Source organism: Pseudomonas alliivorans (assembly GCF_017826695.1).
GTDB lineage: Bacteria > Pseudomonadota > Gammaproteobacteria > Pseudomonadales > Pseudomonadaceae > Aquipseudomonas > Aquipseudomonas alliivorans.
In genome coordinates, this window is sequence record NZ_JAFFZW010000007.1 from 259,704 (window position 1) to 272,257 (window position 12,554).

The 12,554-nt window shown below is 61.1% G+C and carries 11 protein-coding genes; 5 read left to right on the forward strand and 6 right to left on the reverse strand.

The window, feature by feature from the left end:
* Positions 1–4 precede the first annotated feature (4 nt).
* The 4 genes from JTJ32_RS19140 to JTJ32_RS19155 form a co-directional block, all read right to left on the reverse strand.
* Positions 5–625, reverse strand: coding sequence for a hypothetical protein (locus tag JTJ32_RS19140; protein ID WP_099229094.1), 621 nt, complete (start codon positions 623–625; stop codon positions 5–7).
* On the reverse strand, positions 622–1,920 hold the full coding sequence (locus tag JTJ32_RS19145; protein ID WP_099229095.1) for a sialidase family protein: 1,299 nt from the start codon (positions 1,918–1,920) through the stop codon (positions 622–624). The genes JTJ32_RS19140 and JTJ32_RS19145 overlap by 4 nt, the downstream gene beginning before the upstream one ends.
* Positions 1,921–1,987: 67 nt before the next feature.
* Entirely contained in the window at positions 1,988–2,533 is a 546-nt protein-coding gene (locus JTJ32_RS19150) for a cytochrome b/b6 domain-containing protein (RefSeq protein ID WP_184320233.1), read from the reverse strand.
* Positions 2,533–2,799 (reverse strand): PepSY domain-containing protein, encoded by a 267-nt coding sequence (locus JTJ32_RS19155; protein WP_184320236.1) that lies wholly within the window; start codon positions 2,797–2,799, stop codon positions 2,533–2,535. The genes JTJ32_RS19150 and JTJ32_RS19155 overlap by 1 nt, the downstream gene beginning before the upstream one ends.
* A gap of 170 nt (positions 2,800–2,969) precedes the next feature.
* On the opposite strand from JTJ32_RS19155, the gene JTJ32_RS19160 reads away from it, so the two are divergent.
* Together JTJ32_RS19160 and JTJ32_RS19165 are read left to right on the forward strand one after the other, a co-directional pair.
* Positions 2,970–3,632 carry a response regulator gene (locus JTJ32_RS19160; protein ID WP_099229098.1) on the forward strand — a complete coding sequence of 221 codons (663 nt, stop codon included), beginning with the start codon at positions 2,970–2,972 and terminating at the stop codon, positions 3,630–3,632.
* Positions 3,629–5,002, forward strand: coding sequence for a sensor histidine kinase (locus JTJ32_RS19165; RefSeq protein ID WP_099229099.1), 1,374 nt, complete (start codon positions 3,629–3,631; stop codon positions 5,000–5,002). Before JTJ32_RS19160 ends, JTJ32_RS19165 begins: the two co-directional genes overlap by 4 nt.
* A 9-nt stretch (positions 5,003–5,011) precedes the next feature.
* Here JTJ32_RS19165 and amaA read toward each other — a convergent pair whose 3' ends face one another.
* Together amaA and amaB are read right to left on the reverse strand one after the other, a co-directional pair.
* Positions 5,012–6,298 carry an L-pipecolate oxidase gene (amaA, locus tag JTJ32_RS19170; RefSeq protein ID WP_210042957.1) on the reverse strand — a complete coding sequence of 429 codons (1,287 nt, stop codon included), beginning with the start codon at positions 6,296–6,298 and terminating at the stop codon, positions 5,012–5,014.
* A gap of 24 nt (positions 6,299–6,322) precedes the next feature.
* Entirely contained in the window at positions 6,323–7,813 is a 1,491-nt protein-coding gene (gene amaB, locus JTJ32_RS19175) for an L-piperidine-6-carboxylate dehydrogenase (RefSeq protein WP_099229101.1), read from the reverse strand.
* Between the two features lie 247 nt (positions 7,814–8,060).
* Here amaB and JTJ32_RS19180 point away from each other — a divergent pair, with 247 nt between their 5' ends.
* The 3 genes from JTJ32_RS19180 to JTJ32_RS19190 all read left to right on the forward strand — a co-directional run bounded on the left by JTJ32_RS19180 (position 8,061) and on the right by JTJ32_RS19190 (position 12,515).
* Entirely contained in the window at positions 8,061–9,308 is a 1,248-nt protein-coding gene (locus tag JTJ32_RS19180; protein ID WP_210042958.1) for a 2-aminoadipate transaminase, read from the forward strand.
* 46 nt (positions 9,309–9,354) lie between these two features.
* Positions 9,355–10,767, forward strand: a complete 1,413-nt coding sequence (gene hglS, locus JTJ32_RS19185) for a 2-oxoadipate dioxygenase/decarboxylase HglS (RefSeq protein WP_210042959.1) — start codon at positions 9,355–9,357, stop codon at positions 10,765–10,767.
* Between the two features lie 419 nt (positions 10,768–11,186).
* A complete protein-coding gene (locus JTJ32_RS19190; protein WP_099229104.1) occupies positions 11,187–12,515 on the forward strand; it encodes a DUF3100 domain-containing protein in 1,329 nt (442 codons plus the stop codon).
* Positions 12,516–12,554: the final 39 nt, after the last annotated feature.

Below are 12,554 nucleotides of genomic sequence, written 5' to 3' on the forward strand. Positions count from 1 at the left end.
CCCTCTAGACAGCGCTGGCAGACAAGCCGGTCGGGCGATTGCGCCCCATGGCCCTGCGATAGACATAACGAACGGCCAGACACACCAGCGCCACGCAGCAATACAGCGCCAGCAGCGGATCGATCAGGTAGTCCCAATAGTTTTCCGACGGTTTGATCCGGAAGGTAAACGCCAGCGTGGCGACGCTCAGCATCAACACGCCCGGCACGTTGCGCAGGCAAACCAGCCCCAGCGCAATCACCGCCACAATGATGATCATGGTCCTGGGGTTGTAGCCCCAGCGGTACGGATCGAAATAGGTCAGCCCCAGCGTGGCCGGATACAGCGCGAGCGCCATCGCAGCGAACACCGACAGCACCACCAGACGATGCGAGGCAGCCATCGGTTTGATGACACCCAGTCGGTTCAACGTCAGCCAGGCCAGCACCACCAGACTGCTGATCGCCAGGTCATCGGTCAGGCTGCGGGCGTAGGCCGCCATCGTCAGGTCATTCACGGAAATCACGCTGAGCAGCGACGTTGCCGTCAACAGACCGCAACGCCACCAGAGCGATGACGTCAGAGGTGCCAGCAGAATGAACAGCGTCCACGCAAACGCCAGATGGGCCAGTCCAAGCGCGATCATAGGAGGTGCTCCGCCAGCCAGGCCTCATTGAAGCTGACATGTTTGATGAAGGTGTTATTCCACGAGTAGACCAGGTGATACAGGCCCTCGGGACTGCGGATGAAGTACGGATATTCGTATTCGAAATCACAGCCCTGCGGCGAACAGACGCGCTGGTCAAGGTTGCTCAGAAACTCCGCTTCCATTGGCTGGCGACGCGCGCCGCTGGAGCTTCTGAAGCCTTCTCCGATCACCTCTTTGTAGGCCTCCAGCGAGAACGGCGTGCCCAGCGGATCGGGGGATTTGTCCAGATCGATCACCGGCCGCCAGATGTCCATCTGCTCGTCGGTGCCATACAGGCTGAGTTTGAAGCGCCCTTCTCGCAGGTCGTTCAAGGCCACCAGCAAACCTTTGCCGGGTACGCCGACCGCGGCCAGCGACGAGTTGGGGTTGCTGGGCGACAACGGGTGTGGCTCGCTCCAGGTCTGTCCGCCATCTTCTGTGCGGCTGGCCAGTACGCGGTGATGGGTCTCACCGGCATAACGCAGCAGTGCCACAGCGCGCTGCCCGTCCAGCGGCACCACGGTCGGCTGCAACGAGTTCTTGCCACGGCTGATGCGAAACTTGTCGATCACATCACCGTCCGGGCTCAGGTACAAGTACTCGGCAAACTTGCCGAGAAACTCGTGGTACACCGGCAACCCGATCGAGCCGTCGGCATGGAACACCGGCGCGGCGCGTACCAGGGTGCTGATATTGAGAAACGGCGACGTCACCAACTGGCGTGGCGGCGACCAGGTCGTCCCCATGTCGCTGGAGACCATCGCATTGACCGTACTGCCCGCCCAGCCGCCCACCGATACCGACACATAGAACAGCCAGAGTCGGTTGTCGGGGGCCAGTGCGATCACCGGATTGCCCAGCTTGCGGATGTACTTCCCGGTGCCGGACTGGGTCGATTCGCGGGTGGCCAGAACATGCTCGCTTCCCCATTCCTCGGTTGCGGCGTCGAAGCGTGAGGTGCGTATTTCGACATCGCCAGCGCCTTCACGAGAGCCTGCGAACCATACCGACATCAGGTCGCCGCCGGGCAACGCCGTCACTGCCGAGGAATGCACGAAGTCATCGAGATCGGACGAGGCGAAACGCGAGCTGTAGGAAGCCTTGGGGGGAATGCTTTCCGTGTTGGCGGTAGGCGTGCTTACCGCAAAGCCGGAAATCCGGTGCAGCGGATGGCTGAGCCACGCGCTGATAAAAATCGACACAACGATCAGGCCTGCGCTCCATGCGACCAGGTTTCGGGAAATTACACGCATGAAGGGGCATCACTGTGGTGGAGGTAAGGAAGTAACCGTCTGGTCTGGATTCAGGGTTGGCGGGTTTTCATGAACGTCTATCTTCAGGCAACGGACGTCGTTTTCCTGTCAGCATCGACAAGGGCAGGTTGTCGCGCACTTGAAAACTCTCGAACAGGGCCGCCGCCATGTGCAGCACCACCAGCGCGCAAAGCGTATTGGCCAGTGTCTCGTGGATCTGCAGTGGCCAGTCGGCGCCCCAGAGCGCATCGACTTCTTCCATCAAAAAGCCGGTCAGGCCCATGCCGAAGATCAGCGCCATCATCAGAATCATGACCAGCGCACCGAGCGGCGAATGGCCGAGTCGGTGCACAGGTCGGCGATTGATCAGCGAGCGCACGTGCGTGCGCAACCGGGCCGGAGTCGGCCAGAAATCATGCCAGCGCGCACTCTGCGGCCCGACGAATCCCCACACCACCCGCACCGCCAGCCAGGCCACCGCGTAGTAGCCCAGCCAGACGTGCCAGTCATCACCCGCTTCGTTGAAGAAGTAATTGGCGATGAAGACACCCGCGATCGAGACATGAAACAGTCTGACCAGCGGGTCCCAAAGGCGCAGGGACGCCTGCCTCATCAGCCCTTGATCTCGGTCTTCACGGCTTTGCCGGTGACCGGATCGTGGTAGATCTCCACCTTGCGCTTTTCCTTGTCAAAGCCATAGATCTCGTAGCAGTTGCCGTCAGTAACCTTGAATTTGCTGATCTCGTAACCCTGAGCCTTGAGCTGCTCCTGAAATTTGGTCTGATCCTGCCACTGGGACTTTTCAGCCGTGGTGCATTGCGGACCTGCCAGCGCCAACGGGCTGGCCAACAACAGGGGAATCAGCAGGACTTTACGCATGGCAAATACTCGCAGGCAGTTAAGGAGCGCCCACTGTGCGAAACGAGTCTTAGGAAAAGCTTAATGTGCAACAGCTGGTAACATCTTCCCGCACACCCGGCGCTTCGCGAGACCACTCGCTCACTGCATGATGGCGCCCTTCTCCTCCCACACTCACGGGTCGAAACCTTATGCGCCTGCTTCTTGTCGAGGATGATCGAGCCATCGGCCAGGGTATCCGGGTCGCCCTGAATACCGAGGGCTACACGCTCGACTGGCTCGAAGACGGGCTGAGTGCGCTGCATGCCCTGCGCAGCGAGCCGTTCGACCTGCTGCTGCTCGACCTCGGCCTGCCACGCATGGACGGCTTTGACCTGTTGCGCCAGTTGCGCGCAGAAGACATCACGCTTCCAGTGCTGATCATGACCGCCCGCGACGGCACCGCCGACCGCATCGCCGGGCTGGATGCCGGAGCCGATGATTACCTGATCAAACCCTTCGATGTCGAAGAGCTGAAGGCCCGTGTCCGTGCCTTGCTGCGCCGCAGTCAGGGGCGTGCACAACCACTGCTGGAACATGCAGGCATCAGCCTCGACCCGGCTTCGCAGCAGGTCAGCTATCAGGGCAATGAAGTGTCGATGACGCCGATGGAGTATCAGTTGCTGCATCAATTGATGATCCGCCCCGGCAAGGTCGTGACCCGCGAGCGCCTGTCCAACACGCTGTATGGCTGGCAGGACAAGGTCGAAAGCAACACCCTGGAAGTGCTGATTCATAACCTGCGCAAGAAACTGTCCACCGAACTGATCCGCACCGTTCGCGGCGTCGGTTACCTGCTGGAGCTCAAGGCATGACCTCGGTACGCGCTCGCATTCTGGTCCCGGTCCTGCTGCTGTTGCTGCTGGGCGACCTGACCATCAGCCTGCTCGCCCTGCGCGACAGCCATCACGAAATCGAAGAAGTCTACGATGCACAGCTCGCCCAGAGCGCTCGCCTGCTGCAAGGCGTGCTGCGTCAACGTGCGGCTGGCGAGCAGGATCTGGACAAGCTCTATCAAGCGTTCGATCAGGCCATGAGCCGGGTCGGCACCAGTGGCGTGGCACACCCTTACGAAACCCGCCTGACCTTCCAGGTATGGCGCACCTCGGGCGAACTGCTGGTGCGTTCGGCTGAAGCGCCGTTGCTCGCTGCGCCGCCCGGCGAAGAAGGCTCCCATGACCTGATTGAGAATGGCCACGAGTGGTGCGGCTTTCTGTTGGCAGACCCGCAACAGGGGTTTCTGATCTGGGTGGGCGAGCGCGACGACGTGCGTCAGGACCTGATCCAGCGGATCGTCAGCCATACCCTCTGGCCCGCGTTGATCGGCGTGCCGCTGCTGATCGTGGCCATCTGGCTGGCGATTGGCTGGGGCCTGCGTCCGTTGCAAAGCATGGCACGACTGATCAGCCGACGTGACGCCGAGAGTCTGGAACCGCTCGACGTCTCGCCGCTGGCCAAAGAACTGGAACCCATGCAGCACGCGCTCAACAGCCTGCTGACCCAGATCGAAAACGTGCTGGAACGCGAGCGCCGCTTCATCGCGGATGCGGCCCACGAACTGCGCACACCGTTGACCATCCTGCGCATCCATGCACAGAACGCCCGACAGGCCGAAACCCCGGAGCAGCGGCTCGAAGCCCTGGATTTTTTGGTCCATGGAGTGGATCGCGCGGCACGTCTGGCCAGCCAGTTGTTGACCATGGCGCGTCTGGAACCTCGCTTGAGCGACAGTCAGTTGACCCGCTTCGAACTGAACACGCTGGTGCGTGAAGAGATGGCCGAGCTGACGCCGCTGGCTCTGGAAAAACGGGTCGACCTGGTGTTCGAAGCGGGAGAGGACTGTGTTATCCACAGCGACCCGGCGGCCATCACCATTGCTCTGCAGAACCTGCTGACCAACGCGCTGAACTTCGCACCGCCCACCAGCGAAATCCGCGTGGTGCTGCACCCGCAGCCGGATGGCAGCGCATACCTGTCGGTCGAGGACGCAGGTCCCGGCATCGACGAGCAACAGAGGGCGCGTCTGTTCGAACGTTTTTACAGTCAGGGCAACAGCAACGGCGCAGGGTTGGGTCTGGCGATTGTCGACATGATCGTGCGCAAACTGGAAAGCAGCCTGCACTTGCGCAACTCGGCGCAAGGCGGACTGTGTGCGGAACTGAGGCTCAAGAGCAGACCCGGTTGAGACGCCGTTTCAGAGCACCACGCGCAGACACTGGCCTGCGTGATACAGGGTGAACCCGGCGTCGTAGGCCAGGGTCCTTATCGAGCTTGCAGAGACTTTCCCGCTGCTGGAGAAACTCACCGGAAGAGCCTGAGCGTCGTTGGTCAGCAGGTAGTCGGCAAAACACTTGCCCACCAGCGTGCCGGTGGTGACACCCCGTCCATTGAAGCCCGTCGCCGCCAACAGTCCCGGCGCAGGTTCGAACAATCGCAGTAGGTGGTCCGGCGTGAAACCGATGCGGCCGGTCCAGGTACTTTCCCACTCAACCTTGCCCAACTGAGGAAAGTAATGCTGCTGGATGCGGTCGGCCCATCGGCGAATGAACCACAGCGGATAATTGCCAGCATTGCCCAGACTGCCCAGTACCAGACGCCCCTGCGCATCGCGACGGATGCTGCTGAGGACCGTGCGCGTGTCCCACGAACCCTGTCCGCCGCGCAGAATTCCGGCCTGTTCATCACCGCTGAGCGGTTGCGAGGCGACCTGATAGTAGTAGCCGGCGAAGATGTGATCCTTGATGTCGGTCCACTCGCCTTCGGTATAGGCATTGGACGCAATGATCACTTTTTCTGCGCGCACGCTCCCGGCTGCGGTCGACACCTTCCAGCCATCGGAGGTGCGTTGCAGTCCGGTCACTGACGAGCCACCGAACAACTGCCCGCCCCGCGCCACCACGTTGAGCGCCATGCCCGATACATAAGCCATCGGGTTGACGGTGCCCGCACGATGGTCCAGCAACGCGCCGGCGACCTTGTCAGTGCCGCAGGCGTCTTCGCAGGTCTTGCCGGTCAGCAATTCAACGTTGGCACCCCGACGCTGCCACTGCTCGGCGCGACTGCGCAGGTCTGCCAGCCCCTTGGCGTTGTGTGCCATGTGCAGGTTGCCTGTGCGGGTCTCCTGGCACTCGATGTTGTATGTGTCGATGGTCGCGAACACCAGCGCAGGCGCCGCGCCCAACGCGGTATTGAGCCGCGAGGCCTCGACCGCGCCCAGCGTCTTTTCCAGCTCGTCGGGCGCGACCCAGGTTCCGGCGTTCACCAGACCGACGTTGCGCCCGGACCCGCCGTGACCTACCTGATGGGCTTCGACCACGCACACCGACTTGCCGCCCTCCAGCAACTGCAGGGCGGCCGACAGGCCGGTAAAACCTGCGCCGATGATGCACACATCCGCGCTGCATTCGCCGAACAGCGCAGGGCTGACCGGACGCTGCGGCGTCAACTGCTCCCAAAGACACCCTTCATGCAAGTGCGCCATCGAACAACTCCAGCCATGCCCGAATCAATCAAAGACGATGCCCTGAGCCAAGGGCAGCTCGCGGGAGTAGTTCACGGTATTGGTCTGTCGGCGCATGTAGGCGCGCCACGAATCGGAACCCGACTCACGACCGCCGCCGGTTTCCTTCTCGCCACCGAACGCCCCACCAATCTCCGCACCGCTGGTGCCGATATTGACGTTGGCGATACCACAGTCGCTGCCCGCCGCACTCTGGAAAGCCTCGGCTTCACGCAGGTCGGTGGTGAAAATGCACGACGACAGGCCTTGTGGCACTTCATTGTTCAGGCGCAGCGCTTCTTCGAAGTCGTCGTAGGCCAGCACGTACAGGATCGGCGCGAAGGTCTCGTGACGGACCACCTCGCTCTGGCCGGGCATTTCTGCGATGGCCGGGGTGACGTAGTAACCGTTCGGGTATCTGTCCTGCAGTTGACGTTCGCCGCCGAACACCTGGCCGCCCTCGTCACGTGCTTTGGTCAGCGCATCCTGCATGGCCGAGAATGCCTGTTGGTCGATCAGCGGACCGATCAGATTGCCTTCGCGTGGATCGCCGACGCGCACCTTGGCGTAGGCGGCCTTGACTCGCGCAACCACTTCATCCTTGATGGAACGGTGCACGATCAGACGGCGCAACGTTGTACAGCGCTGCCCGGCCGTGCCCACGGCGCTGAACAGAATTCCGCGCACGGCCAGATCGAGATCGGCGCTCGGGGCAAGGATCATGGCGTTATTGCCGCCCAGTTCCAGAATGCTGCGGCCGAATCGTGCCGCGACACGCGGCCCCACTTCACGGCCCATGCGGGTACTGCCGGTGGCGCTGATCAACGGCACGCGCGGGTCGTCGACCAATGCTTCACCTGCGTCGCGATCACCAATCACCAGTTGCGCGAGGCCCTGTGGCGCGTCGCCAAAAATCTTCAGCGCCTTGTCGAACAATGCCTGGCAGGCCATCGCAGTCAGGGGCGTTTTCTCCGACGGCTTCCAGATCACCGGGTTGCCGCAGACCAGCGCCAGCGTGGTGTTCCAGGCCCAGACCGCAACGGGGAAGTTGAACGCACTGATCACACCGACCACGCCCAGCGGATGCCAGGTTTCACGCATGTGGTGACCCGGACGCTCGGAAGCGATAGTCAGGCCGTACAACTGGCGCGACAGGCCCACGGCGAAGTCGCAGATGTCGATCATTTCCTGCACCTCACCCAGACCTTCCTGAGTGATCTTTCCCGCTTCGACCGAGACCAGCTCGCCCAGTTGAGCTTTATGCTCGCGCAATACTTCGCCAAAGATCCGCACCAGCTCGCCACGACGTGGGGCCGGCACAGTGCGCCATTTCAGAAAGGCTTCGTGCGCCGTGTCGATCCGCGCCTGCACCTGAGCGCTGCCTTCCAGCGTGACTGAAGCGATCTGACTGCCATCGATCGGGGTATGGACGGGATAATTTCCGTCGGTGCAGGCACTTTTCGCCACGCCCAGATTGGCTAACAACTCGGCAACCATGCTGATTCTCCTGTCATGACAAGGGTTGAAATCAATGATGACCCAGTATCGACCCGTTCAAGGGCTGCTCACAAACGACGTTTTTGAACGACATGATTCCTTTCAGGAATGAACTATTGGCTCATCCAGACATTAAAAGCCTCAACTTCCTGAATTATTGGAATGACTCGGTGATTTTATTTCGTTTGTGGCGAGTCCCCCTTGTGCGTTTGGATAGGCCATCACGCCATCGTCGCAGAGCCTGTCCATGAGCGAACATATCAGCGAATCCATTGCCTTCGTCCACAGCATGACGCTGTCCCATGGCCGCAATGCAGAAGTGTGGGACACCACCGGCAAGCGCTACATCGACTTCGTCGGCGGCATCGGGGTGCTCAATCTGGGGCACTGCAACCCTCAAGTGGTCAAGGCGATTCAGGAACAGGCGGCAAAACTGACCCACTATTGCTTCAACGCCACGCCGCACGAGCCTTATCTGCGGTTCATGGAGCAACTCACGCAGTTCGTGCCGGTGAGTTATCCATTGAGCGGCATGCTCACGAACAGTGGCGCGGAAGCGGCGGAAAACGCGCTGAAAATCGTCCGTGGCGCGACAGGTCGCACGGCGGTGATCGCGTTCGACGGTGGCTTTCATGGTCGTACATTGGCCACGCTGAACCTCAACGGCAAGGTTGCGCCCTACAAACAGAAAGTCGGCGTTTTGCCAGGGCCGGTGTTTCATATCCCGTTTCCCAGCAAGGACAACGGTGTCACCACCGACCAGGCGCTCAAGGCCATGGACCGCCTGTTCAGCGTCGAGATCGACGTCAATGATGTGGCCTGTTTCATGTTTGAACCGGTGCAGGGTGAAGGCGGTTTTCTGGCCATGGAGCCGGAATTCGCTCAGGCGTTACGCGCGTTCTGTACCGAAAAAGGCATCGTGCTGATCGCCGATGAAATCCAGTCGGGCTTCGGCCGCACCGGACAGCGTTTTGCCTTCAGTCGCCTGGGCATCGAACCGGATTTGATTCTGCTGGGCAAAAGCATCGCCGGTGGTATTCCGCTGGGTGCCGTGGTCGGACGCAAGGCGCTGCTCGACAATTTGCCCAAAGGCGGGCTGGGCGGCACTTATTCGGGTAATCCGATTGGCTGCGCAGCGGGCCTGGCCTCGCTGGCGCAGATGACCGATGAAAACCTGTCGACCTGGGGCGAGCAGCAGGAAAACGCCATTGTGTCGCGCTACAACGCCTGGCAGGCGAACAAGCTCTCGCCGTATCTGGGCAGATTGACCGGCGTGGGCTGCATGCGCGGCATTGAGCTGATGACACCGGACGGCGCGCCAGCCTCCCGACAACTCGCCGACCTGCTGACCTCGGCCAGAGAAGCCGGGCTACTCTTGATGCCCAGCGGCAAGTCGCGGCATATCATTCGACTGCTGATTCCACTGACCATCGAGCCCGAGGTGTTGAACGAAGGGCTGGATATTTTCGAGCGCTGCCTGGCGGCGCTGGCCTGACTTGATGACTGATAGAAACCGGGAAGAGCACGGAGAAACAACCCTGATGAGCACCGCACGCTTTGCCAGTCCTGACGATATTCGCGCTGGCTTTTCCCGCGCCATGTCGCAGATGTACAAGGAAGAAGTCCCGCTGTACGGCACGTTGATGGAGCTGGTGAGCGAGGTCAACGACCAAGTCATGAGCCATGACCAGCGCGTGCTGGACAGCCTCAGGCAAACCGGTGAAATCCAGCGTCTGGACATGGAGCGCCACGGCGCGATCCGGGTTGGCACGGCGCTGGAACTGGCCACCCTCGCCCGCCTGTTCGCTGTGATGGGGATGGAGCCGGTGGGTTATTACGACCTGACGCCTGCGGGCGTGCCGGTGCATTCGACGGCCTTTCGCGCCGTGCATGAAAGCGCGCTGCAGGTCAGCCCGTTTCGCGTGTTCACTTCGCTGCTGCGTCTGGAATTGATCGAGAGCGACAGCCTGCGTGAGTTCGCCGGTCAGGTGCTCGCCAGCCGTCAGATCTTCACTGCGAAGGCGCTTGAGCTCATACAAAAGCACGAGCAGAACGGCGGTCTGGATGAAGCGGACGCCGCGGAATTCATTCAGCAGGCGCTGGAAACCTTTCGTTGGCACAACACGGCCACGGTTTCGCTGGAAGATTACCAACAGCTCAACGCCCAGCATCGCCTGATCGCCGATGTGGTCGCGTTTCGGGGTCCGCACATCAACCACCTCACGCCGCGCACGCTGGACATCGACGCGGTGCAGGCAGGCATGCCCGGTAAAGGCATCACGCCCAAGGCCGTGGTCGAAGGCCCGCCGCGCCGTCGCTGTCCGATCCTGCTGCGCCAGACCAGCTTCAAGGCGCTGCAAGAGCCGATTACTTTTGTCGGCCAAAACGCCAATGAGTCCGGCAGTCACTCGGCCCGCTTCGGTGAAATCGAACAGCGCGGCGCGGCGCTGACGCCCAAGGGGCGCGCGCTGTACGACCGGTTGCTGAACGCGGCACGCGAAGCGCTGGGCGAGTTTCCCAATGAGGCCAATGCTGTGAGCTATTCGGCGCTGATGGAGAAAGCCTTTGAAGCGTTCCCGGACAGCTACAGCGAGATGCGTGCTGAAGGCCTGGCGTACTTTCGCTACTTTCCGACCGAGCAGGGTCTTGCTGCACGCGTCGAGGCAGGCACGGACCTTGAGCAATGGATTCAGGAGGGTTACGTGCGCTTCGAGCCATTGGTGTACGAGGATTTTCTACCGGTCAGCGCAGCGGGCATCTTCCAGTCCAACCTGGGCGACAACGCGCAGACGCACTATGCGATCAGCTCGAATCAGGAAGACTTCCAACAGGCACTGGGGCGTCAGACGCTCGATGAGTTGAAGCTGTATGCCGAGACCGAGCGCAGGTCGGTGGCAGAATGCAACGAGGCCCTGGGTCTTCAGGCCGTCAAAAGCGGACGCCAAGCGTCCTGAGAGGCGTTGCCACGGGCGCGTGGGAACGATCATTTTTCACGCTCTATGATCGTGCCCATGCTTGGCGTGGGCATGCCGCCCATGACGCCCTGCGTTACATCCTGCGCTGCAAACACGTCTCGAATCTCCCCTTCCAGTGTTCTCTTTAACGCAACGATAAATAAAATCTGCAATATTGGTGTGCAACCTCCCGCTATGCATACTGCGATGGCGGGAGGACCTCGATTGTTCCTCTTGAAAGGCTCGAAGCAGCCTGGGTCCGCTGATTTCGGACCTTATAAAAATACTCGGCCGGATACCGGCCTCCATGACTCCATGGACTTCCAACGCTGCCCTGGCGCGTCGCTGCGCCTACCTGAAAAAACAGAATAACGATTGATAAGGCCTTTAAAGGTCATTCAGCAGGCAAGGGGATCATCATGCAAAACTCACACGCAGCCGTCGTGGGCGACAAGCAGGCCGTTTCTTCGACGGTGAAGCTGTATGTCTGGGCCGCCGTCATCCTCGTCGTTGCCGAATCCATTGGCGCCATCAGCATCCCACTTGGCCCGGGTAAAGTGGTCCTTCTGCCGATGGTCTGGGCCTTATTGCTGGGCGCGATGATCGGCATCGCCAGTCGCCGCATGCCGGGCACCATCGGCATCGATCACCGCACGCAACTGCGCTCCGCGTCCATTCTGCAACCGGCCCTGCTGATCTTCATCGCCAAACTTGGGCTGGTGGTCGGCGGCTCACTGCCAGTCGTATTCGCCTCGGGGTGGGCGCTGGTGTTCCAGGAGTTCGGGCATTTTGTCGGCACGGTGATTCTGGGCTTGCCGGTGGCGCTGATGCTGGGGATCAAGCGTGAAGCGATTGGCGCAACCTTCTCGGTCGGACGCGAGCCAAGCCTGGCGATCATTGGCGAACGCTACGGCATGGACTCCCCGGAAGGACGCGGCGTGCTTGCCGAGTATCTGACCGGCACACTGTTCGGTGCGCTGTTCATTGCCATCGTGGCCGGTTTCATTGCCAGCCTGAATATCTTCCATCCCAATTCGCTGGCGATGGGTTCCGGCATCGGTTCGGGCAGCATGATGGCGGCCGCTGCGGGCGCTATTGCGGCTCAGCAGACCCCTGAAGTGGCCAAGGAAGTCATGACCCTGGCGGCGGCGTCGAACCTGATCACCACCACCATCGGTACTTATTTCACGCTGTTCATCTCGCTGCCGCTGGCGGTCTGGGGCTATCGCGTTCTCGAACCGCTGATCGGCCGTACCACCAAGGCTTCGATCAGCGATGAAGGCTTGCGTCACAGCGATGTGTCGCTGGACGTGCCTGAGCTGGGCTGGTCGGGCAAGGTCAGCGCGTGGCTGGCCGCCGGTGCACTGGCATTGATCGCCAACTATGTCGGCTACAAGACCTTGTCCGCCGATGCCTTTACCGGCATAGGCATCATGATTTTCTGCGCCTTCGTCGGTGAGGCGCTATGCAGCCTGATTCGCCGCAAGATTCCGGCAGTGTGCATGGTGTCGCTGGTGGCGATGTTCCTGACCTCCCCGGCCTGCCCATGGGCAGCGGAGATCGCGCGCCTCACCAGTTCGATCAACATGCTGGCCGTGATCACGCCCATGCTGACCTTCGCCGGCCTGTCGATTGCCAAGGATCTGCCAGCGTTTCGCCGTCTGGGCTGGCGGATCGTGCTGGTGTCGTTCCTGGCCAACTTCGGCACCTTCATCGGCGCAGTGATGATCGCCGAGATGTTTCATTGATTGGGTGCTTATAAAGGATCGTTCCCATGCTCCGCGTGG